General features: G+C 66.3%; 20 protein-coding genes. 5 read left to right on the top strand and 15 right to left on the bottom strand.

From position 1 onward, the window contains the following. The first annotated feature begins 6 nt into the window (after positions 1-6). On the top strand, positions 7-621 hold the full coding sequence (gene eda, locus CFR76_RS06975; protein ID WP_110556477.1) for a bifunctional 4-hydroxy-2-oxoglutarate aldolase/2-dehydro-3-deoxy-phosphogluconate aldolase: 615 nt from the start codon (positions 7-9) through the stop codon (positions 619-621). 18 nt (positions 622-639) lie between these two features. Here eda and alkB read toward each other — a convergent pair whose 3' ends face one another. Next, complete coding sequence (gene alkB, locus CFR76_RS06970; RefSeq protein ID WP_110556518.1) at positions 640-1296, bottom strand: DNA oxidative demethylase AlkB; 657 nt, start codon at positions 1294-1296, stop codon at positions 640-642. A 342-nt stretch (positions 1297-1638) separates the two neighbouring features. Then, on the bottom strand, positions 1639-2406 hold the full coding sequence (locus CFR76_RS06965; RefSeq protein WP_110556476.1) for a DUF2076 domain-containing protein: 768 nt from the start codon (positions 2404-2406) through the stop codon (positions 1639-1641). Positions 2407-2616: 210 nt separating this feature from the next. Here CFR76_RS06965 and CFR76_RS06960 point away from each other — a divergent pair, with 210 nt between their 5' ends. Together CFR76_RS06960 and glyS are read left to right on the top strand one after the other, a co-directional pair. Next, positions 2617-3507 (top strand): glycine--tRNA ligase subunit alpha, encoded by an 891-nt coding sequence (locus CFR76_RS06960; protein ID WP_110556475.1) that lies wholly within the window; start codon positions 2617-2619, stop codon positions 3505-3507. A 6-nt stretch (positions 3508-3513) separates the two neighbouring features. Then, on the top strand, positions 3514-5637 hold the full coding sequence (glyS, locus tag CFR76_RS06955; protein ID WP_110556474.1) for a glycine--tRNA ligase subunit beta: 2124 nt from the start codon (positions 3514-3516) through the stop codon (positions 5635-5637). A gap of 109 nt (positions 5638-5746) precedes the next feature. Here the strand turns inward: glyS and CFR76_RS06950 are convergent, their stop codons facing one another. The 7 genes from CFR76_RS06950 to CFR76_RS17975 form a co-directional block, all read right to left on the bottom strand. Then, on the bottom strand, positions 5747-6139 hold the full coding sequence (locus tag CFR76_RS06950; RefSeq protein WP_110556473.1) for a DUF3293 domain-containing protein: 393 nt from the start codon (positions 6137-6139) through the stop codon (positions 5747-5749). After that, positions 6139-7293 carry a rod shape-determining protein RodA gene (rodA, locus tag CFR76_RS06945; RefSeq protein WP_110556472.1) on the bottom strand — a complete coding sequence of 385 codons (1155 nt, stop codon included), beginning with the start codon at positions 7291-7293 and terminating at the stop codon, positions 6139-6141. Before rodA ends, CFR76_RS06950 begins: the two co-directional genes overlap by 1 nt. 61 nt (positions 7294-7354) lie before the next feature. Continuing rightward, the gene (gene mrdA / locus CFR76_RS06940) at positions 7355-9274 is read right to left on the bottom strand and encodes a penicillin-binding protein 2 (protein ID WP_110556471.1); all 1920 of its coding nucleotides are present in this window, start codon (positions 9272-9274) and stop codon (positions 7355-7357) included. A gap of 36 nt (positions 9275-9310) precedes the next feature. Next, positions 9311-9877 (bottom strand): rod shape-determining protein, encoded by a 567-nt coding sequence (locus tag CFR76_RS06935; RefSeq protein ID WP_110556470.1) that lies wholly within the window; start codon positions 9875-9877, stop codon positions 9311-9313. Continuing rightward, entirely contained in the window at positions 9874-10788 is a 915-nt protein-coding gene (gene mreC, locus CFR76_RS06930; protein WP_110556469.1) for a rod shape-determining protein MreC, read from the bottom strand. Before mreC ends, CFR76_RS06935 begins: the two co-directional genes overlap by 4 nt. A 144-nt stretch (positions 10789-10932) precedes the next feature. After that, positions 10933-11979: a rod shape-determining protein gene (locus tag CFR76_RS06925; protein ID WP_010515049.1), complete on the bottom strand. Its 1047-nt coding sequence runs from the start codon at positions 11977-11979 to the stop codon at positions 10933-10935. 154 nt (positions 11980-12133) lie between these two features. Then, complete coding sequence (locus tag CFR76_RS17975; RefSeq protein ID WP_167402072.1) at positions 12134-12286, bottom strand: hypothetical protein; 153 nt, start codon at positions 12284-12286, stop codon at positions 12134-12136. On the opposite strand from CFR76_RS17975, the gene CFR76_RS06920 reads away from it, so the two are divergent. Beyond that, positions 12285-12851 (top strand): hypothetical protein, encoded by a 567-nt coding sequence (locus CFR76_RS06920; protein WP_110556517.1) that lies wholly within the window; start codon positions 12285-12287, stop codon positions 12849-12851. The genes CFR76_RS17975 and CFR76_RS06920 overlap by 2 nt on opposite strands. Before the next feature lie 106 nt (positions 12852-12957). On the opposite strand, the gene CFR76_RS06915 is transcribed toward CFR76_RS06920, so the two are convergent. The 3 genes from CFR76_RS06915 to CFR76_RS17970 form a co-directional block, all read right to left on the bottom strand. Next, entirely contained in the window at positions 12958-14532 is a 1575-nt protein-coding gene (locus CFR76_RS06915; RefSeq protein ID WP_110556468.1) for a 2-isopropylmalate synthase, read from the bottom strand. 357 nt (positions 14533-14889) lie between these two features. Then, the gene (locus CFR76_RS06910) at positions 14890-15831 is read right to left on the bottom strand and encodes an N-acetylmuramoyl-L-alanine amidase family protein (protein WP_110556467.1); all 942 of its coding nucleotides are present in this window, start codon (positions 15829-15831) and stop codon (positions 14890-14892) included. Between the two features lie 237 nt (positions 15832-16068). Continuing rightward, positions 16069-16290, bottom strand: a complete 222-nt coding sequence (locus CFR76_RS17970) for a hypothetical protein (protein ID WP_167402071.1) — start codon at positions 16288-16290, stop codon at positions 16069-16071. Positions 16291-16492: 202 nt separating this feature from the next. Between CFR76_RS17970 and CFR76_RS06895 the strand changes: the two genes are divergently transcribed. Continuing rightward, entirely contained in the window at positions 16493-19444 is a 2952-nt protein-coding gene (locus CFR76_RS06895) for an Rne/Rng family ribonuclease (RefSeq protein ID WP_110556466.1), read from the top strand. A 307-nt stretch (positions 19445-19751) separates the two neighbouring features. Here the strand turns inward: CFR76_RS06895 and CFR76_RS06890 are convergent, their stop codons facing one another. Genes CFR76_RS06890 through cysE form a run of 3 tightly spaced genes read right to left on the bottom strand, consistent with a single transcriptional unit; the run spans position 19752 to position 23319 of the window. Beyond that, the gene (locus CFR76_RS06890; protein ID WP_110556465.1) at positions 19752-21257 is read right to left on the bottom strand and encodes an ATP-binding protein; all 1506 of its coding nucleotides are present in this window, start codon (positions 21255-21257) and stop codon (positions 19752-19754) included. Beyond that, complete coding sequence (locus CFR76_RS06885) at positions 21254-22510, bottom strand: TIGR03862 family flavoprotein (RefSeq protein WP_110556464.1); 1257 nt, start codon at positions 22508-22510, stop codon at positions 21254-21256. The genes CFR76_RS06890 and CFR76_RS06885 overlap by 4 nt, the downstream gene beginning before the upstream one ends. Then, positions 22510-23319, bottom strand: coding sequence for a serine O-acetyltransferase (cysE, locus tag CFR76_RS06880; protein WP_408884359.1), 810 nt, complete (start codon positions 23317-23319; stop codon positions 22510-22512). The genes CFR76_RS06885 and cysE overlap by 1 nt, the downstream gene beginning before the upstream one ends. Positions 23320-23386 lie beyond the last annotated feature (67 nt).

Below are 23386 nucleotides of genomic sequence, written 5' to 3'. Positions count from 1 at the left end.
GCCGACATGGCCCGCATTGAAGACATCATGACCCTTGCCCCGGTTATCCCGGTACTGGTCATCCACGATCCCGCCCATGCCCGCCCGGTGGCCGAAGCCCTGGTGGCCGGTGGCCTGCGCGCGCTGGAAGTCACCCTGCGCACCGAATGCGCGCTGGAGGTCATTGCCGAAATGGCGAAGGTGGAAGGCGCTGTCGTAGGCGCGGGCACCGTGCTGAATGGCGATGACCTGAAAAGTTCGGTGGACGCGGGTGCGCGCTTCATCGTCAGCCCCGGCCTGACCGCCAACGTGGCCCATGCCGCGAATGCGTGCGACGTCCCGCTGCTGCCCGGCACGGCCAATGCCAGCGACATCATGCGCGGGCTGGACCTGGGGCTTACGCATTTCAAGTTCTTCCCCGCCACCGCCGCAGGCGGCATCCCGGCGCTGAAGGCCCTGTCCGCGCCGTTCGGCCAGGCGCGTTTCTGCCCCACCGGCGGCATCAAGGCCGATACGGCAGCGGACTGGCTGGGCCTGCCTTCCGTCCTGTGCGTGGGTGGGTCGTGGCTGGTGCCCGCGGGCACGCCCGATGTCGCGGCCATTACGGCACGCGCGAAGCAGGCGGCGGCGCTCAAGGTCTGATACGCCTGGGGCCGTCCCCTACCACACCTGCCGGAAGGTCAGGTTGTAACGGCACGGCCCCGTCACCGGGTGCTGGCCCGCGCGCAACGCGGCGATACCGTGGAACACCAGCCGTGACGGGCCACCCCACACCACCACGTCGCCATGCAGCAGGGGAATGCGCCTGACCGGGTCGGTCCGCCGCAACCCGCCCCACTGGAACAGGGCGGGCAGCCCGAAGGAGAGGGATACAACCGGCGCATCCGTCCGTTCATCGCCATCCTGATGCAATCCCATGCGGGTGCCGGGCCGATAGCCGTTTATCAGGCAGGTATCCGGCGCGAAACCATCATAACCCGCCAGCCGCGCGGTCCCGATGGCCCATGCCCGCCATGCCGGTGGCAAGGGGGGCCATGGCCGGCCTGTCATGGGATCACGGCGTTCATAACGGTGACCCCGGGCATCGCTGCACCATCCGGCCGCCCCGCAGCAGGTCATGGCAACCGACGTCATGCCCCCGCCTGCTGTCGTCATGCGCCGAAAAGGGGACAGGGCGGCAATCCGCCTTATCTGCGCAATCATGTCACCTGCCAGCCCTGCGGCATGACCGCGCAGGACGGATGCCCCCTCGCCCAGCCTTTCATGCCGGGGCGTGGCCGTCGCGGGCGGGTCGAGGGAGAATTCCTGCTGCATCATCACATCATCCTCCCCGCTGTTACAGGCCGCGCCGTGTCGGCCATATGCGTTCATGCCCCCGGGCCATCCGCCTGCCCGGCACGACGCGCTTCCGGTATGCCGTTCCTGCATACAGGCCATGCCCCCGTACGGCACACACATGACTGCATCACGATCATGTCGCCCGGCGCGTCGGCCTTGACGCCATCACACCCGGCCCGATGCAGGCCCGGATACGATGCCCGCGGGCATGCCGGATCGGACCTGAAGGCAGGGAGGGACGCGCAACGGCTCGCAGCACTGCCTGAACCAGAAAGGGCACCCGTAACGGATGCCCTTTCCCTGTCGTCACCAGATGGCAGCTCAGAAGCTGTTATCGTCGCCCGCGTCGAAACCGCCGCCGTCGAATCCACCGCCACCATCGCCGCCACCGGCGTCAAATCCGGAATCGGCGCTGGTGCCGCCGCCGGCGAACGGATCGGCGCCGCCAGTGCCGGCCGTGCTGTCACCGTAGTTGTTGTTGATGATCGTCTCGCCACCCGGCTGCGGCACGCCACTGGCGAATCCGCCCGCGTCATGGTGCCCGCTGAACAGGTCCGTCAGCGCATTGCCCACCATCATGCCGCCGGCAACGCCTGCCGCCGTGGTCAGGGCCGAACCAAGGAATCCCGAACCACGCGCGGGGAACATGCCCGGCTGCATGCCCGGCGGATAGACCGGCTGCGGCGGCGGGGCGGACGGCGCGGCCCCACCCCAGCCCGGCGGGGGGGCAGCCTGCTGTGCGCGCTGCCCACCACCGAACATGCCGCTGAGGAACCCGCCGCCGCCCGATGCCGGCCGGGACTGGGCCTGCTGCTGCAACTGCTGGATCTGCTGCTGCGCCTGCTGCAACTGCCACTGGAGCTGGCGGATCTGGTTCTGCGCCTCCGCCAGGGCGGCTTCCTGCACCACGGCGGTCTGGGTGATGCGGTAGCGGGCTTCAGGATATTTCTGGAACATCTCCCCGATATACTGGTCAGCCTGCGGGTCGATGGGCGGAAGGGCGTTTGCCGTCTGCGGCACGCTGCCGGGGGCACTGCCCCCGACGCGGGCAAAAAACTGTGTGATCAGTTGGCGTTCCTGGTCATTCATCCTGTCTGTCCTGCCTTGGGCTGGGATACCGTATCCCTGCCGATGTGGGCCGTGCGGGCGCAATAAACAAGGCCCAAACCCGCCATGTAGGGGCCGCTTTGGGCGTATGGCACGCCCGATCTTCCGGTCGGGGCCGCATAACGGTATGCTGCCCGGCGATTTTGCGCCAGATGGTGCAGACCTCTCCCCGTTTACCGGAGCATCTTGTTCATGGACCCGGCCCCCGTGCCCCGATCACCCACCACCCCGCGCCCGCTGTCGTTTCAGGGACTGATCCTGAAACTGCACCAGTTCTGGTCCGATCAGGGCTGCGCCATCCTCCAGCCCTACGACACCGAAGTGGGCGCGGGCACGCTGTCGCCGCATACCACGCTGCGCGCACTCGGCCCGAAACCGTGGAAGGCGGCCTATGTCCAGCCCTGCCGCCGCCCGTCCGATGGCCGCTATGGCGAAAACCCGAATCGGCTGCAGCACTATTACCAGTATCAGGTCCTGCTCAAGCCCACGCCGGAAGACAGCCAGAAACTGCTGCTGGACAGCTACCGCGCCATCGGCATCGACCCGCTGGAACACGACATCCGCTTTGTGGAAGATGACTGGGAAAACCCCACCATCGGTGCCTGGGGCCTGGGGTGGGAAGTCTGGTGCGACGGGATGGAGGTGACGCAGTTCACCTATTTCCAGCAGGTGGGCGGCATTCCCACCGTCATGCCCTCGACCGAACTGACCTACGGGCTGGAGCGGCTGGCGATGTACGTGCAGGGAATCGAGAATGTCTATGACCTCGATTTCAACGGGCAGGGCCTGAAATACGGCGATGTGTTCCTGCGCGCGGAGCAGGACTATTCCCGCCACAACTTTGAAGTCGCGGATGTGGAGATGCTGCACCGCCACTTCATCGACGCCGAGCGCGAATCCACCGCCCTTGCCGAAGCGGGGCTGGCCCAGCCCGCCTATGACCAGTGCCTGAAGGCCAGCCACCTGTTCAACCTGCTCGACGCACGCGGCGTGATCAGCGTCAGCGAGCGTGCATCCTATATCGGCCGCGTACGCGCGCTGGCCAAACGTTGCTGCGAAACGTGGCTGGCGGGCGAGGAATAAGAGATCATGCCCGAACTCCTTATCGAACTCTTTTCCGAGGAAATCCCCGCCCGCATGCAGGCGCGCGCGGCGGCCGACCTCGAACGCCTGGTGTGCGAGGCGCTCGGCCCCCTCAACCCGCGCGACGCCGCGGCGTTTGCCGGGCCGCGCCGCATCGCGCTGTCGCTGACGGTCGATGCAACGGTGCCCGGCGGCACGGTGAACGAACGCGGCCCGCGTGAAAGCGCGCCGGACAAGGCGCTGGCCGGCTTCATGCGCAAGCATGGGGTGGACCGGGACGCGCTGGTGGCGGAAAACGGCTTCTGGGTGCTGCACCGCGAAATCGCGCCCATCCCGGCCGGCCAGCAGGTGGCCCGCGTCCTGCCCGGCCTGCTGCGCCGCTTCCCATGGCCCAAATCCATGCGCTGGGGCGTGGGCAGCGCCTTTACGTGGGTGCGCCCGCTGCGCCGGATCGTGTGCATCCTTGATGGCGCGGTCGTGGACTTCACGCTGGCGGAAGGAGAGGATAACGGCCACGGCCTGAAGGCTGGCAACCTGACCGAAGGCCACCGCTTCACCGCCCCCGGCGCGTTCGCGGTCGGCGGCACGAAGGACTGGCTGGATGGCCTGCGCGCACGCGAGGTCGAACCCGATGCCGCCGCGCGGCGCACCATCATTGCCGAAGGCGTGGCCAGCCTTGCCGCCGAGGAAGGGCTGAGCGTCGTGGCCGATCCCGGCCTGATTGACGAGGTCGCGGGCCTGACCGAATGGCCGGTGCCCTTCCTTGGCCAGATCGACGACGAATTCATGACCCTGCCGCCCGAGGTGATGCAGGTATCCATGCGCGTGAACCAGCGCTACTTCGCGCTGCGCAACGCCGATGGCTCGGCCGCCCCCCGCTTTGCCTTCGTCGCCAACCTGCTGCCGCGTGATGGCGGCGCGCTGACGATTGCGGGCAATGAACGCGTGCTGCGCGCGCGCTTTGCCGATGCCCGCCATTTCTGGGACCTTGACCGCACCCGTACGCTGGAAAGCCGTGTGCCGGAACTTGACCGGATCGTTTTCCACGCCGCCCTTGGTAGCCAAGGAGAACGGGTCAAACGTATCGTACGACTTGCAGGCATCCTGGCAGGCATGCCTGCGGGCATGACATGGTTCGATAGAACGCCAGAGGATATTGCCAATCTCCAACCGGAAACAGTGGCGAACTTTCAGGCACTTGCACAACGGGCTGCCCTATTATGTAAGGCTGACCTGACAACCGGCATGGTAGGTGAGTTCCCTGAACTACAGGGCGTCATGGGCGCCTATTATGCCCGTCATGATGGGGAGCCAGCCTCCGTGGCGGACGCCATTGGCGCGCATTACATGCCGCGTGGCCCGCAAGATGAGGTGCCCACCGCTCCGGTATCCATTGCCGTGGCGCTGGCGGACAAGATCGACATGCTGGTCGCCTTCTTCGCCGTGGGTGAAAAGCCGGGCGGGTCGGGCGATCCGTACGCCCTGCGTCGCGCGGCACTGGGGGTCATCCGCATCATCCGTGAAAACGGGCTGCGGCTGGATCTGGCCAGGGTGTTCTGGAAAGCGGCACAGGGCCTGCCCGAATCCCTGCGCCTTGCCCCCGACCTTGACGTGCTGCCGGAATTCGTGGCCGACCGCCTGCGCGTGCAGTTGCGTGGCGAAGGCGCGCGGCATGATATCCTGGCCGCCGTATCGGTTGGCAATACGGATACCGACATCGTGCGCCTGCTGGCGCGCGCGAAGGCCATTGCCGACATGCTGGAGACCGGGGACGGGCGCAACATGCTGGCGGCGACCAAGCGCGCGGCCAATATCCTGCGCATCGAGGATCGCAAGGACGGCCCGCATGAGGGCACGCCCAACCCGGCGCTGTACACCCAGCCCGAGGAAAAGGCGCTGGCCGAACAGTTGCAGAAGACCATCCCGGCGGTCGAACAGGCCATCGCGCAGGAACGCTACGCGGACGCGATGCGGGATGTCGCCGCCCTGCGCCCGGCCCTTGACCAGTTCTTTGACAAGGTCACGGTGAACGACACCGATCCCGCCGTGCGCGCCAACCGCCTGCGCCTGCTGTCGGAACTGTGCCGCATGACGGTGCTGATCGCCGATTTCAGCCAGATCGAAGGCTGATACCAACTGATAAAAATAAAGTAACAAACGTTTTCAGGTGCCGCCTTTTTTCAAAAAGGCGGCATTCTTTTCAAGCTTTTGCAAAAAGCTTGACCAAAAACTTCTTTCCTTACGCCAGATACACCAGCCGCGCGGGCTGCGTGCCGTGCAGCACGACCACCGCATTCTGCCCGAACAGGCGCGCAAGCCGCAGGCCACGCGCCAGCGGCACGCGCACCGCGTAAAGCGGTTCGGCCCATCGGCCCAGCCGTCCCTCACCCAATACATGCGGTACGCCATGCAGATGGCAGGCCAGTGCGCGCATCATCCGCCGGTTCCAGCCATCCGCATGCAGCCGGCCACCGGGATTACACGCGCTCAGCAGCACGATATCGCCTTCCGGCGCCCTGCCGGGCCAGCGCGGCGGCTGGCCGATGCGGATGACCGGCAGGCCGGGCACGTGATAGCGGCTCAGCCGATAGGCGCGGCGGACGGCGGCCGTGGGCGGGACAATACCCGCCATCAGTCCCTGTTTTCCACCGTTTCACCAAAGGTATCGTTGCGATGCACCCATGCCGACATCAGCAGCCCGAAACCGAACATGACCATCAGCATGGCCGACCCGCCATAGGAAATCAGCGGTAGCGGCACGCCCCCCACCGGGATCGCCCCCATCACCATGGACAGGTTGACCGCGCAGTACAGGAAGAAGTTGACCGAAATGCCCAGCCCCAGCAGCCGCCCGAACTGGTTGCGGCTGCGTATGGCGATCAGCATGCCGCCAAAGACCAGCAGCAGCAGCATGCCAATGACGGTAACGCCACCGACATAACCCCATTCCTCGGCAATCATGGTGAAGATGAAGTCGGTCTGCTTTTCAGGCAGGAAGTTCAGCTGTCCCTGCGTGCCATGCAGGTAGCCCTGCCCCCACATGCCACCCGACCCCAACGCGATCTTGGACTGGATGATGTTGTAGCCCGCCCCCAGCGGGTCGCTTTCGGGGTGCAGGAAGGTCGTGACCCGCGCCTTCTGGTAGTCATGCAGGTGGCTGTAGGCGACCTTGGCCAGGAACGGCACGGGCAGGATCAGCAGCGCGATCTGCCACAGCCGCATGCCTGCGGCAAAGAACATGCTGGCCCCCACCGTGCCGATGATGACGGCGGTGCCAAGGTTGGGTTCCTTGAGCACAAGGGCGACCGGCACAAGCACCATGATGGCGGGCGGCAGCAGGAACAGCGGATTGCCCATGCGGCGGTAGCTGATCTTGTGGAACCATGCCGCCAGCATGAGGACAAGGGCGATCTTGGCCAGTTCCGATGGCTGCACCTGCAGCCCCCCCAGCATGAGCCATCGCTCCGCCCCCTTGCCCACATGCCCCATGCGCAGCACGGCGACGAGCAGGATGAGCGAGAAGATGTAAAGCGGCCATGCCATGCGCACCAGTATGCCCGGACTCATCAGTGAAATGCCCAGCATCATGACCACGCCAAAGCAGAAGCGGATGGACTGCGGCCCCGCGAACGGGCGCGACGTGCCACCGCCCGCGGAATACAGCGCCCCATAGCCCACGACCGCCAGCGCGCAGATCAGCAGCACATACAGCCAGTTGACCTGCCACAGCTTGGTCAGGATCTGGAAGTTGGGTTCGGCGCGCAGCAGGCGCTTCTGGAATTTCATTCCATTCTCCACAACAGGCACGGCGATGGCATGGCCCCGGGCGGGATCACCGGCGGGCGGGTCAGTCCACCTCGGCCTGCGCCACTTCCTGCCCCGGCGGCTCGCGATGGTTGACCGGGTCGCGGCGCAGGGTATCGGTCATGATATCACGCGCAAGGGGGGCGGCGACATCCGCGCCCGCATTGCCATGCTCGATCACCACCGCCGTGGCGTAGCGCGGCGCGTCATACGGGGCATAGCAGATGAACAGAGCGTGCGGGCGGTATTCCCACGGCAGGTTGGCGGAATTGAAGTGCCCGCTTTCACGCATCGCGCGCGAGACGCGGCGCACCTGCGCCGACCCGGTCTTGCCCGCCATCTGCACGCCCGGAATATCCAGCCGGGCCTTGGGGGCGGTGCCCCCTTCCTCATTCACCACGGCGAACATGCCTGCGCGGATGTCCTCGAAAAACTGGTCGGGCATGTCCATGCCCGATGCATGGCCAAGGTCGGTCAGCGCCGCCATGCGGCCTGCCACGGAACGGATCAGGTGCGGCTGCACGTCACGCCCCGTGGCGATGCGTGAGGCATAGGTCGCCAGTTGCAGGGGCGTGACCTGCACGAATCCCTGCCCGATGCCGCTGACAATGGTGTCACCGCCATTCCAGTGGTGCCCATGCTTGCGCCGCCACGTGGGCGTGGGGATCAGGCCCTGGCGCACATGGGGCAGTTCGATTTCCGGCAGGTGCGCGCCCAGCCCGAACAGTTCGGACGTGGCCGCGATCGCGTCCATGCCGGTGCGGCGCGCGACTTCGTAAAAAAAGACGTCGCAGGAATACTTGAGGCCCTGCCGCAGGTTGATCGAGCCATGCCCGTAGCGCGACCAGCAGTGGAAGCGCGTACCGCCCACATCGATGTAACCGGGGCAGGAAATCCGGTCGGATGGCGACAGCGTGCCCGCGCGCAGCGCCGCCATGGCCACGGCGGGCTTGAAGGTGGAGCCGGGCGGGTACAGCCCCGACACCGCCTTGTTGATCAGCGGGGTCTGGCTGTTGTTGGTCCATTCGATCCACTGGGCCTGGCTTACGCCACTATCGAACAGGGATGGGTCGAAGGAGGGATTGCTGACCATGGCCAGCACCTCGCCGTTGCGGCAGTCCATCACCACCGCACTGGCCGACTGGTCGGCAATATGGCCGAGCACCTGCTGCTGCAGGCCGCTGTCGATGGTCAGCGCGATCTCGTCACCCGCCAGGCCTTCGTCACGGTCCAGTTCGGCCATGACGCGGCCCACGGCGTTGACCTCCATCTCGACCGAGCCAACCTGCCCGCGCAGGCTGCCGTCCTGTGTCTGCTCGATCCCCGAACGGCCGACGCGCATGCCCGGCAGCGCCAGTTCGGCATTATGCACCACGTCCTTTTCCGCAGGGGGCGCGACATAACCCACCACATGCGCCAGCAGCGGGCCAAAGGGATAGACCCGCGTGGTGCCCACATCGATCAGCACGCCGGGCAGCGAGGGCATGTTCAGTTCCAGCCGCGCCATGTCATCCCATGACAGGAAATCGCGCAGCATGACCGGGATGAACCGCCGCTTGTGCCGCAGTTCATGCTCAATGCGCGTCAGGTCACGCGCTTCCAGCGGCACAAGCTGGCCAAAGCGTTCCAGCGTCCCGGCAATGTCGGTGGTTTCTTCCGCCAGCAGCAGCGCGCGCCAGTTGATGCGGTTGGACGCGACCGAAATGCCGAAACGGTCCGTGATCCGCCCGCGCGGCGGCGCGAAGAAGCGTTTGCTCAGGCGGTTGTTTTCCGCAAGCTTCGCATAATGGCTGCCGTTGAGAACCTGAAGCCCGTACAGGCGTTCACCCAATGCGCCCAGTACCGCGCCCTGTGCCGCCATAAGCACAAGCGCACGACGGGTGAATACGCCACGGGAAGGATTCTTGCCTTCCTCGGGACGGGACATGAGCCGGTTGCCGGATTTCTTCTTACGAAACTTCATTCATTTATCCGGCACGGAGGCACGATCGCATCCGCTTCAGGAAGGGTCCGCGTTGTTGACGACAAAACGATAGGTCCAGACAAACCCCGTATACAGGACAGGAAAACTGCCGAAGGCCAGGACCGTCTCGAAAACAAAGGGTAGAAACTCCACAATATGCAGGGCCAGTGCGGAACACAGTACCCATTGTAGCGCCGTAACGCCCACCATCACCACGCCAAACACAAACCAGAGTACAAAAAAATTAACCCGTGCCAGCGTGTACCGTCCCGACAGCGCGATCCCGTGCACGATCAGCATCATGAGCAGCATGACCCCCGCCGGCCCGAAGCTGAGGATATCCACCCATATGCCCAGCATGAACACGGCGATGGAGGGCATGAGCACCGGCACGAAAACCGACCACAGGAAAACGGTGGCCATGATGACGGCGGGCATCAGTTCCACCTGCCCCGGCAGGTTGAGCGGCGCGGAAAGTACCAGCGCCACGAAAAACACGAACAGGCACGGCACGCTGCTGCGCATGCCATGGTCAATGCGGTAACCCAGCCCCGAACGGGGGTGGATGCCGGGGCGGATGGGGGGCGGCGTGAAGGTTTTCATCCATGCAGCCCCTGGTCGGGATGGGACTGGAACTGTGACGGCAGGGACATGGTGCGCCCGACATTGGGCAACGGCACGCGGCCCGGGGCATCAGGCGGGGACACGCTGTCCTCGTAATCGAATATGCGCAGGATATCGATGTGGTCCAGGGCTGCCGCCGGCACCACCACCGGCTGCCCTGGCCGCAGGTAATGCACATGCCCCACGGGCAGGCCCGCCGGCAGGCTTTCGATTTCCCCATTGGTCACGACACGCTCCCCCTCGATCGGGACGTTATCCTGGGGATAGAAGATGACGCGCGGCAGGGGGGTATTGTCCCCCGCCATGATCGCCGCCGCATGGCTGGATTCCAGCGTGACCGGCAGGCGGCTGGACGAATCGGTAATCAGCAGCACGCGGACCGAACGCTTGCCCACCTCGGTCACCCGGCCCACCAGCCCCGACCCGTCCAGCGCGATTCCCCCTTTGTGGACCGCCGTGTCGGGATTGACCGCCAGCAGCACGGCGCGGGCGTACAGGCCGCTGGTGTCACGCACCACGCGCCCGGTGACAAAGGCGGGCGCGTTATCGGGAATCCAGTGCAGGTTTGACTTCAGCGCGGCGTTTTCATCCGCCAGCGCCGCCGCCACGTCGTACCAGTGCCGCAGCGACACGTTCTCGGCGCGCAGGCGGATATTCTCGGCTTCAAGGTTGCGGATGTCCTGCAGGTTGCCCGACAGCCAGCGCAGCTTCGCCTGCGGCCACGCCACCAGCCCGTAGGCCGGGGCCAGCAGGTCGGCGGTCTGCATGCGCAGTTTTTCAATCAGCGGGCGATCCGCCTTGCCCAGCAGGATCACGCCACAGGCCACAAGGATCAGCGCGGGCAAGACCAGCTTGCCCAGCGCCTGGCGGAACTGGATGGAAACAGGCATCAGCCCGCCCTTCCACGCGCAACGGTTACGTCACGCCTGCCGGGCCGTCCAATACTGCCTGGTCGCCGGACCTGCATCGTCCTGCGTCTCCCCCATCCGCACGCTGCCCTCCCTACGCAGCAGGCAGCGCACCTGTCCCGTTCGTCAGTACATACTTGTCAGTACATTGCGCAGGCGCTTCATTTCCTCAAGCGCGCGGCCGGTGCCCATCGCAACACAGGACAGCGCGTCCTCACCCACCGTAACCGGCAGGCCGGTCTCGCGCCGCAGCACTTCATCCAGACGGTAGAGCAGCGCCCCGCCGCCGGTCAGGACAATGCCCTTGTCCACGATATCGGCCGCCAGTTCCGGGGGCGTGTTTTCCAGCGCGGTGGTCACCGCATCAAGGATCTGGCTGACCGGCTCGGCCAGACTGTCGGCAATCTGCGCCTGCGACACCACCACTTCGCGCGGGACGCCGTTGATCAGGTCGCGTCCCTTGACCTCACGCCACGGCCCCGGGTCATCGGGGTCATCAGGCGGCATGGCGGAGCCGAGGTGGATCTTGATCTGCTCGGCCGAGCTTTCACCGATCAGCAGGTTATGGTTGCGGCGGATGTAGGAAATGATCGCCTCATCCATCTTGTCGCCACCCACCCGCACGGAGCGGGCGTACACGATGCCACCCAGCGAGATCACGGCCACTTCCGTCGTGCCGCCGCCGATATCGACGATCATGCTGCCCGAAGGCTCGGTCACCGGCAGGCCCGCGCCGATGGCGGCGGCCATGGGTTCCTCGATCAGGAAGACCTTGCGCGCGCCGGCGCTTTCGGCGCTTTCCTGAATGGCGCGGCGTTCCACCGCGGTCGAGCCGGATGGCACGCACACGATGATCAGCGGGCTGGCGAACATGCGGCGGTTATGCACCTTGCGGATGAAATGCTTGATCATTTCTTCCGCAACTTCAAAATCCGCGATCACGCCATCACGCAGCGGGCGGATGGCCGTGATGTTGCCGGGGGTACGGCCAACCATCTGCTTGGCTTCCTCACCGACCGCAAGAACCTGCTTCTTGCCCCGTACCTCTGCCAGCGCGACGACCGACGGTTCATTCAGGACGATACCACGCCCCTTGACGTAAACCAGCGTATTCGCCGTGCCGAGGTCGATCGCCATGTCAGCGGAAAGCAGACCCAGTACACGAGCAAACATCCAGAACTCCCGACATCAACACCAGACAGGACTGTCCCACATCCCGACCGGCAGTGCATGCCCTAATGGCATGCCTTGCGTACTGTCGAAAACCGTCTGGATCAGGTTGAGGGATTACCGGCGCAGACAGGGAGGGGCAAGGGGCCAGACAATTTTAATTTGTTAAAATCTTCACACTTTTGACGATTGTTACAAAATGCCCCGCTTTCGTCATGGCCAAACCATCCATGCCATACCATTTTGTAGCGACAGGCGGCTGGGGTGTCATCGTGCCACCCATGTCCGCGATACCGGAAAAGACATACATGAAAACGACATTTCCCCGCATGACCTTACGCCCGGCAGTCCTGCTTGCCGCGGGGCTGTGCCTTGGCCTTGGCGCGTGCGAGGACACCCGTGACCCCGGCCAGCGCGCCATTGGCGGTGGCCTGCTGGGGGCTGGTGGCGGGGCGCTGATCGGTGGCCTGGCCGGTGGCGGGCAGGGGGCGGCCATTGGCGCGCTGGCCGGCGCCGCCGGCGGGGCGGCGATCGGGGCGGCAACGACGCCGCCACGCCGCCCGCGCGCCGAAGCGCCTTCCACCATCTGCCCCGACGGGCGCGTGCTGCCACCGGGCTATTCGCCCCGGTCCTGCCCGCAGGCCGCCCCCCAGCGCGCCGCCTACCCCGCGCAGCAGGGCGGATATGGCTATGCCCAGCCCAGCTATCCCCAGCAGGGCTACCCCCAGCAAGGTTATCCCCAGCAGGGCGGGTATTACGGCGAGCAGCAGGGCGGGTATTATGGCCAGTCCGGCGGATATGGCCAGGAAGGCTACCCGCAGCAGGGGGCCTACCCGCAGGAAGGCGCCTATCCGGAAGGCTATGGCGGGTACTGACCCGCCCGCCATTCCCGGACAAAGGAAAAAACCCCGCCACGGACCGTTCCGTGGCGGGGTTTTTTCATTCAGTGAGTGCCGGCGGGCCTGCGCGCACCGCCGGGGGTCAGGCGTCCAGCGCCACGGGTTCGGCACGGTCGCGCTTGACCAGCAGCTTGTTCAGCGCATGGACATAGGCCCGCACGGCGGAAACCAGCGTATCGGCATCGGCACCCTGGCCATCAACCAGCTTGCCGCCCTCTTCCAGCCGAACCGAGGTACGGGCCTGCGCATCGCTGCCTTCGGTCACGGCGCCAACCGAATACAGCTGCAACGTGGCGTCATGGGCGACAATGGCGCGGATGGCGTTGAACGCGGCGTCTACCGGCCCCTGCCCTTCGGCACGGCCTTCCTCGCGCTTCCCATCGACATCCAGCACCAGATCGGCGGTGGCGGGGCGACGGGAACCGGCGGTCACGTCCAGCGAGACGAAGCGGATGCGGGCGTGGTCGCGCACCTCGTCATCCACCAGCGCCACCAGGTCCTCGTCGTAGATGACCTTCTTGCGGTCGGCCAGGTCCTTGAAGCGCGAGAACGCCTCGTTGAACTGCGCGTCTTCCAGGTTGTCGTAGCCCATGGCCTTCAGCTTGTCACGGAAGGCGGCGCGGCCCGAATGCTTGCCCAGCACCAGCGAGGAACGGGTCCAGCCCACGCTTTCGGGCGTCATGATCTCGTAGGTCGCGGCGTTCTTCAGGATGCCGTCCTGATGGATGCCGCTTTCATGCGCGAATGCGTTGCGGCCCACGATGGCCTTGTTGGGCTGCACGTCAAAGCCGGTGATGGTGGCCAGCATGCGCGAGGTGCGCAGCAGGCGTTCGGTATGGATGCCGGTGGTGTAGGGCAGCACGTCATGGCGCGTGCGCAGCACCATGATGATTTCCTCCAGCGCCGCGTTGCCCGCGCGTTCGCCAATGCCGTTGATGGTGCATTCCACCTGCCGCGCCCCCGCCTTCAGCGCCGCGATCGTGTTGGCGACACCCAGCCCCAGGTCGTTGTGGTTGTGGGTGGAGAAGATGACGCCATCCGCACCGGGCACGCGCGCGCGCAGGTCGGCAAAGATGCGGGCCATGTCCTCCGGCGTGGAATAGCCGACGGTGTCGGGGATATTGATGGTGGTGGCACCGGCGCGGATGGCGGTTTCCACACAGCGGCACAGGAAGTCGGGATCGGTGCGCGAGCCGTCTTCCGCCGACCATTCCACGTCATCGGTAAACTGGCGGGCAGCACGGTTGCCGGCCTCGATCACTTCCAGAACCGTTTCCGGCTCCATGCGCAGCTTGTACTTCATGTGCAGCGGCGAGGTGGAGATGAAGTTGTGGATACGCCCGCGCTTCGCTGGTTTGATCGCCTCGCCCGCGCTGGCGATGTCGTTCTTGCCCCCGCTGCGCGCCAGCGCGCACACGACGGTCTCCTTCACCTTCTGGGCGATCTGGTGGACACTGTCGAAATCGCCCTTCGACGCGACGGGAAAGCCCGCCTCCATCACGTCCACGCCCAGCTCCTCCAGCGCTTCGGCCATGCGCAGCTTTTCCGCGAGGTTCATGGAAAAACCGGGCGACTGTTCCCCATCGCGCAGGGTGGTGTCGAAAATGATGACGCGGTTGGGGTCGATGCGGCCAAAGGAAGGATGGTCGATGCTCATGGTAATAACCTCGGACTTGGTCCTGTTGTGTGACGGGAGGCGGCACGCCTGTCACGTGCCCCTGTCTTTCGTGTTCGCAGACCGGCGTGGACCGGCCTGATCAATCCCCTGGGCGCGCCGGCACGCGGCCGGCCCTGATCGCTCAGGGGCGGATAAGTCGAAGACGAAGCAGCCCGGCACACGCACATGCGCGCGCGGACAGGTGCGCGTATGCGCCCGTTCCAGCCCCTGCACCATGCGCGATCGTTACCATGGCGCGCACAATACAGACCCGAACCCTGATTGCAACCGCAAAAGCACGCCCCGCCCCATCACAAGGGCGGGCGGCCCGGCCGCCATGCCCCGCCGCGCGCGGTGTCAGCCCGTGGCATGGGTCACCATGCTGTCGGTTGCGAAATAGCGGTCGATCGCCTGCACCATCGCCCCCGCCACCACCATGCGGTGGGCTGCCTGCCGCAAGGCCGCTTCGTCCATATGGTTGGACATGAACCCCATCTCCACCAGCACGGAGGGAATATCGGCCGATTTCAGCACCACGAACGAGGCATGGCGCGACGGGTGCTGCAGCAGCCCGATACGCGGGCGGAAGGCGGTGACGATGCTGCTGGCCATGTGGGCCGCGCCGTGGCGCGTTTCCTCGGTCACGAGGCTGGCGAGGATTTCCTGTACCTCGGGCGAATCCGCATGCACCTGCGGGCCGCCATAGCGGTCGGCGCTGTTTTCCGTCCGCGCCAGCATGGCGGTCTGCCGGTCCGACGCCTTCGATGACAGGGTATAGACACTGGCCCCGCGCACGGCGCGGTTGGTCAGGGCATCGGCATGCATGGATATGAACAGCGACGCCTTGTGGGCATGGGCGATGTCCACCCGGCCTTCCAGCGGGATGAAGCGGTCATCGGCGCGGGTCATCGCGACGCGGTAGCGCCCGCTGGCTTCAAGCTGGCGCTGCAGCTCGCTGGCGGCGGCTTCCGCCACGTGCTTTTCATACGTGCCGGAAATGCCGATCGCGCCGGGGTCCTTGCCGCCATGGCCGGGGTCCAGCATGACCAGCGGCCTTGGCGGGGCGGCCCGGCCGGTAATGGCGGGGGCATGCAGCGGCGCATGCGCCGCGCGGGCGGCATGATGTGTGGCCCCGGCGTGAACCGGGGCATGCGCCGCAACCCGCGCCAGCGCCGTCGCGGGCGCAAGCCCGGCCAGCCCGCCCACCAGCAGGCGCCGCGCAAGGTCGGGCACGCCGGCACCATCGCGCCGTGGCGCTGGCTGCGGGGCATCATTTCCATCCGGCCGGCCTTTGGGCATGCATCTTGTTCCGGTCAAAACAGTTACGGGTCAGTCCGCTTTCCTTATCACCGTACGGGCCGGCAGTCAGCGGGATAAACGCAAGGCCCCTTGCAGGAATGGATTCATTGCGCCATGCTGCCCAGCCGTGATGGACCACGCCACGTCCGGCTGCCCCGCGGGCATGTCCGAAACGGCCCGATGCCAGCAGGCATGACTTTCTCCATCCGGCATGCATCATGCATGCGCGGCATACGCTTACCGGCCATCCATGCCGGCCACGCCACGGCGTGGGGGCACATGCCACGCACGACCTGACGCTGCCGCGCCGGTGTTCCCCATCGACAGGAAACCGGATGGCATACCAGTCGATACGGAAGGTCCCGCCCCGGCAATCAGGCCGGGCCGCGCCCTCCCCAGCCATGACCGAGGATGGATTGAACACCACGCGGGTTCCTGCCGCACAAGCGATGACACCATGCCCCACCGCGGGCGGCACGGATACGCCGCATCCGCAGGGCTGGCATGGCCTGTCCGCCCGCGCGCCGCGCGGTGGTGTTCCGTCCGGGTCCGGTCGCCTGTTTTTTTATGTTTCTGTCCGTTCCCCACGCCTCCCCCTGCCGCCACGGATCGCGCGCGCAGCCCGGATGCCGGAACGTGACATACCGGAGTGCGCCTATTTATGAGCAAACGCATGCTGATCGACACGACCCACGCGGAAGAAACCCGCGTGGTCGTGATGGATGGTAACCACCTGGAAGATTACGATGTTGAAGCTGCATCCAAGAAGCAGCTCAAGGGCAACATCTATCTGGCCAAGGTTATCCGCGTGGAACCCAGCCTGCAGGCTGCGTTCGTGGATTACGGCGGCAACCGCCACGGGTTCCTCGCCTTCAGTGAAATCCATCCCGACTATTACCAGATCCCCGTAGCCGACCGCGAAAAGCTGCTGGCGCTGCAGGAAGAGGAACGCCGCGCGGAAGAAGAACGCCGCGCGCGTGACGACGAGGAAGAAGACGCCCCCCGCGCCGAGGACGAGACCGACGCCCCGGCCGGCGAGGAAGGCGACGAACCCGAAACCGTGGGCGGTGAAAACGACACCGGCGACGAGGCACAGGCCCAGCGCCGCATCGCGCGCTTCCTGCGCAACTACAAGATCCAGGAAGTCATCCGCCGCCGCCAGATCCTGCTGGTGCAGGTGGTCAAGGAAGAACGCGGCAACAAGGGTGCCGCGCTGACCACATACGTGTCGCTGGCGGGGCGTTACTGCGTGCTGATGCCCAACTCGCTGCGTGGCGGCGGTGTTTCGCGCAAGATCACGTCGGTCGCCGACCGCCGCCGCCTGCGTGACATCATTACCGAACTGCAGATACCGCGCGGCATGGCCATGATCGTGCGCACCGCCGGCGCCCAGCGCCCGCGCGCCGAAATCATGCGCGACTGCGAATACCTGCTGCGCCTGTGGGACGACATCCGCCAGCACACGCTGGAATCGGTCGCGCCCGCCCTGATCTATGAGGAAGCCAGCCTGATCAAGCGCGCCATCCGCGACATCTACACGCGCGAAGTGGGCGAGATCCTGATCGATGGCGAGCCGGGCTGGAAGTCCGCGCGCGAGTTCATGCGCATGCTCATGCCCCAGAACGCGCAGAAGGTGCGGCTGTGGCAGGACCACGAGCAGACCCTGTTCTCGCACTACAAGGTGGAGGGGCTGCTGGATTCCATGCTCTCGCCGTCCGTGCAGCTCAAGTCGGGGGGCTACCTGGTCATCAACCAGACCGAGGCGCTGGTCGCGATCGACGTGAACTCGGGCCGCGCCACGCGTGAGCGCAATATCGAGGAAACGGCGCTGCGCACCAACCTCGAAGCGGCCGAGGAAGTCGCCCGCCAGCTGCGCCTGCGCGACCTGGCCGGGCTGATCGTCATCGACTTCATCGACATGGAAAGCCGCAAGCACAACGGCATGGTCGAGCGCAAGCTCAAGGACGCACTGCGCACCGACCGCGCGCGCATCCAGGTGGGCCAGATCTCGCATTTCGGCCTGCTGGAAATGTCGCGCCAGCGCCTGCGTCCCTCCATTGCCGAATCCGCCTTCATGCCCTGCCCGCACTGCCAGGGCACCGGCATCGTGCGCGGGATCGAAAGCTCGGCGCTGCATGTGCTGCGCGCGATCGAGGAAGAGGGCATGCAGCGCAAGGCCGCGGAAATTTCCGTGGGCGTCGCGCCGGAAATCGCCTTCTACATCCTCAACCACAAGCGCAACTGGCTGTCGGAAATCGAAACCCGGCACAAGATGCAGGTCGCCTTCGCGCCCGACGCCACCCTGCAGCCGCAGGAATGCAAGATCGAGCGCGTGCGCCAGCAGACGGCGCGCTTTGACGCACCCGTCATCGAACATGCCCCGGCTGAAACCGGCCATGTGCGTGAAATCCAGATCCAGGCCGAACCGCCCGCAGCGGAAACCCCGGTCGAAGCCGTGGCCAACACGGAAGAGGACGAGGATATCGCATCGGGTACCGACCATCGCCGCCGCCGTCGCCGCCGTCGCCGCCGTGGCAACGGTACTGCCGCGCAGGCCACCCCGGCGGAGGCCGCCGAGGATACGGCACAGGAAGCACCCGCCCCGGCCGCAGCCCCGGTGCCCGCCCCCGCACCCGCGCCAGCCTATCGTGGCCCCACCCCGGCTGATCCGTATGGCGATGCGATCATCGACATCTTTGACGTGATCGAGCAGACGACCGCACCCAGCGAAGTGGTTGTGGAAGCCGATCCGGTCGTGGTCGAAGTGGAAGAACCCGCCCCGGTGGCCGAGGAAGAAAGCGCCAGGCCACGCCGCACGCGCCGCCGCACGCGCCGTCGCGCCACCCCGGTGGAAAACGAGGTGGCACCGGCCGCACAGGAAGCCGAGGCGCCCCCTGCACCGGCCGCCGAAGCCACCCCGCCTGCCGTGGAAGTGGAAGCCGAACCCGAAGCCACCCCCGCAGCTGCGGAAGCGGCAGCGGAAGAAGCCCCCAAGCCGCGCCGCCGCCGCGCCGGCACGACGACCACCACGCGCCGCACCAGCACCCGCCGCAAGGCCGCTGATAAGGCCGTAGAGGCGGAAACCCCGGCGCCAGAAGCCGAGGCGAAACCGGCGGAGGAAAAGGCAACCGAGGAAGCCGCCCCCGCCAAGCCCACGCGCAAGCGTGCGGCCAGCCGCAGCACGGGCACGACGGCCACCACGCGCCGCCGCACCACCCGCACGGCGGCGAAGACTGCGGACAAGGCCGGGGAACCGGCGGCGGAAACACCCGCCCCGACCGAAGCCGAAGCCCCGACCACGGCCACGGAAGAAGCCCCCAAGCGTCGCCGCACCACGCGCCGCAAAACGGCTGAACCCGCGACGGAAACGGCCCCGGTGGAAACCGTAGCCGAAACGGCGGAAGCCGCACCGGAAAAGGCTGAAAAGCCCGCCCCGAAAAAGCGGGCCACGACCCGCAAGACGGCCACGGCCACGATGGCGACCCGTCGCCGCCGCAAGAAGGCCGACGAGGGTACCGAAGCCACGGCGACCACGGCGGATACCGCCCCGGCCCCGATCGACGTGGACGCCGCCCCGACCACGCACCGTCGGACGGGATGGTGGAAGCGCTGAGCAGCCTCGGCCCGCCAGAAACGGAAAACCCTGCCTTCGCAAGAAGGCAGGGTTTTTTATTGTCCCGCATGACTGCCGGAAACGTGGGCGATCACGGCGACAGGGAAAGCCATCGGTGCATTGCCCCCGATACCTCTTTCACACGCATCGTTTTAGACACGCAGGATACGCATAAGGCCTGGGCTGATAAGGTTTCCCCATAACAGTGCATTGATAAAAAACAATAAAAGTTTTTGGGTGCCGCCTTTTTCTCAAAAAGGCGGCGTTCTTTCGAAGTTTTTGCAAAAAGCTTCACCAAAGACTTTTATTATTTCTCGCCATGTCCATCCGGCATGGCGGGGGCGGTTTCCCAGCCGGGGCCGATAATGGCGGCGCTACGGCGGCCCAGCCCGTCATTGCGCAGGACGATCATGTTCTGCTCCTCCAGATAGGCCAACTGCCGCCGGGCGCGCCCCAGCGAATGGGTGCCGTATGTGCGGGCAATCAGGCTGTCGGACGGGCAGGGTTCACCATGCAGGGCCGCACGCGCGATCAGCAGGAAAATACCCTGCACATCATCAGGCAGCACACCCGCCATCTGTTCGGCCTGCCGCCACTGCCCGCTTTCCGCCGTCTGCGCATCCACTCCGGCCTTGGCCACCGCCAGCAGGCGGCGGAAGCGCGGCATGTCCAGCGCGTCGCGCCCCATGCCCTCGATCCGGCAGCGGACGAGAAAATCCTGATACAGCACATGTACGGGGCGAAAGCCCGCATCCTCGTCACGCAGGATATCGCTCAGGATCTCGATAAAGCGCAGCCGCTGGGCCGCCGCATCCACGGGGGCCGCGTCCGGTTCCTCTTCCGCTGCCTCCACCGTCGCGGTTTCAGCGTGGGCGGCAAGCTGGGACAGGATATCGGGCGGCGGGCTGAAACTGCGTGGCTGACGGGCCGGAACCTCACGTTCAGGTACGGGGGTCAGGATCAGTTCACGGATCTCATCCCCCGCGGGTACCGGCTCGAACGGCATGAGCGTGGGACCGGCCGAACGGCTTTCGGTTTCCACCGGGCCAATCCTGACCGCCAGCGGCCTGCGCGACACGGCAGGACCAAGGGCCACGAAATATCCACGTTCCAGGTCACGGAAACTTTCGGCCTGCCGCCGTTCCATGCCCAGCAGGTCGGCGGCCCGCATCATGTCGATGTCAAGGAAGGTGCGGCCCATGAGGAAGTTCGAGGCCTCGGCCGCGACATTCTTCGCCAGCTTGGCCAGGCGCTGGGTGGCGATCACCCCCGCCAGCCCCCGCTTGCGCCCACGGCACATGAGGTTGGTCATGGCGCCAAGCGAGGCCCGGCGCGCCTCATCCGACACCTCGCCCGCCGCTGCCGGGGCAAAAAGCTGGGCTTCATCCACCACCACCAGCACGGGGTACCAGTAATCACGCGGCACCTCGAACATGCCGCCGAGGAAGGCGGCGGCGCGGCGCATCTGCACCTCCGCGTCCACGCCCTCAAGGTTCAGCACGACGGAGGCCCGATGCATGCGCATCCGCTCCCCCGCCGCCTGCAGGGCTGCCTCGGTATGTTCGGCGGCGTCAATGACCAGGTGGCCGTAGCGTTCGGCAAGGCTTACAAAATCGCCTTCGGGGTCGATGATCGCCTGCTGCACCATGCGCGCGGACTGCTCCAGCAGGCGGCGCAGCAGGTGCGACTTGCCCGACCCGGAATTGCCCTGCACCAGCAGGCGGGTGGACAGCAGTTCCGCCAGGTCCATCGTCACGGGGGCATCCGTCGCCATGGCCCCGCGCCGTTCACCAATCGTGATCGCAACACTCATGGCGCTGACGGATACCGCCCGCGCTGCGAGTCACGCAACCATTCCCATGCGCCCTGCCCCGCCATGCGGCCGGTCGCGACACAGCCCTGCAGCAGGTACCCGCCGGTAGGCGCCTCCCAGTCCAGCATTTCACCGGCGGCGAAAACGCCGGGCAGCGCACGCAGCATGAAATGTTCGTCCAGCGCGGGCCACGCGATTCCCCCCGCCACCGAAATGGCGCGGTCCAGTACTGCGGGCGCGCGCAGCACCACCGGCACGGCCTTGACCAGGCGGGCAAGGGCCATGGGGTCACGCGGCGGCGGTCCCCCGCCCCCTTCGCGCAGCAGCGCAATGGCCACGGGCGGCAGCCGCAGCGCCTTGCGCAAGGTGTTGGACAGGCTTTCACGCGCGCGCACACGGGCGATGCGGGTCGCGATTTCCGCCACATCCAGCGCGGGCCGCAGGTCGATATGGACCAGCGCATGGCCGTCACGCGCAATCCGGTCGCGAATCGCGGCCGACAGGGCATAGACCGCGCCGCCTTCGATTCCCGTGCCGGTCACCACGGCCTCGCCCCGCACAGTGTCAGCGCCATCCAGCGCAAGTGCTATGCCCCGCAGCGGCGTGCCCGCGAAACGGGTGGTGAACGCCGCGCCCCACCCGGTCACGAAACCACAATTGGCGGGGGCGAAGGGGGTTACCTCAACATCGTGGCCCAGCAGGTGCGTCCGCCATGCGCCATCCGATCCCAGCCGCGCCCAGCTTGCGCCACCCAGCGCCAGCACCGTGGCGTTGACCCGCCACGATGCCGGGCCGCCGGGACCTGTCACCCGCAGCCTGCCCTCCGTGTCCCAGCCTTCCCAGCGGTGGCGCGTCAGCAGTCGCACGCCGCCCGCGGCAAGCCGCGCCAGCCATGCCCGCAGCAGCGGCGACGCCTTCATGGCGCGGGGAAAGACACGGCCGCTGCTGCCGGTAAAGCAGGGCTGGCCCAGCCCTTCGGCCCACTGCACCATGTCCTGCGGCGTAAAGGCGCGCAGGGCGCGTTCCATCATCGGGCCTGCATGACCGTAACGGGCGGCAAAGGCATCCGCCGGTTCGGAATGGGTCAGGTTGAGGCCACCCCGCCCGGCCATGAGCAGCTTGCGCCCCATGGTGGGCATCTGTTCCACCACGCTGACGCCGCACCCGTGGCCGGACAGGATTTCGGCCGCGGCAAGGCCCGCAGGCCCACCGCCGATCACCGCGACATGCGGCCTGAACACGAATTCGGTCATCAGATGATATAATCGATCGGCGGCAGCATCTGGTCCATGGTGAAGGCCGGCAGGCTGGAATGCCGCGTGCCCACGATACGGGCGGGATTGCCCACCACGGTGGTATAGGCGGGCACGGATTCCAGCACGATGGAGCCTGCGCCGACCTTCGCCCCCTCGCCGATCTCGATATTGCCCAGGATCTTGGCCCCCGCCCCGATCAGCACGCCACGGCGCACCTTGGGGTGGCGGTCGCCCACATTCTTGCCGGTGCCCCCAAGGGTCACGCCCTGCAACAGGGACACGTCATCCTCCAGCACCGAGGTCTCGCCTATGACAATGCCCGTGCCATGGTCCAGCAGGATACGCCGCCCCAGCCGCGCAGCAGGATGGATATCGACGGCAAACAGTTCCGAACACCGGCTTTGCAGGTGCAGGGCAAGGTAACAGCGGTTGTTGTGCCACAGCCAGTGCGCCACGCGGTAGCTCTGCACCGCGTGATAGCCCTTGAAGAACAGGAAGGGGGTCACGTAATTGGCCGTGGCCGGGTCGCGTTCACGGATGGCCACAAGGTCGGCCGCCGCCGCGCTGACGATATCGGGATCGGCGTCGAATACCTCGCTCACCAGTTCGGCCAGCGCGTCATCCGCCACCGAACGATCCCCCAGCTTGCGCCCGATCAGGGCGGCCAGCGCGCAGCGGAAGGACGCATGGTTGCGGATGCCGGTGGCCAGCAGCCCCTTGACCAGCGGGTCATTGCACCCGCACGCGCCATTCACGATTTCCTGCCACAGCGCGATGGGGTCCACATACCCCAGCGTTGGCGGCATGACGGGACGCGTGCGTGTATCCATGGAAGTGCCCGCAGGCTGCTTTTCAGACATAAGCCATCCGTTC

The sequence above is a fragment of the Komagataeibacter swingsii genome, from assembly GCF_003207895.1.
Lineage (GTDB): Bacteria > Pseudomonadota > Alphaproteobacteria > Acetobacterales > Acetobacteraceae > Komagataeibacter > Komagataeibacter swingsii.
The sequence above is the reverse complement of the archived record's forward strand: the minus strand, read 5'-3'. Positions and strand labels throughout refer to the sequence as shown.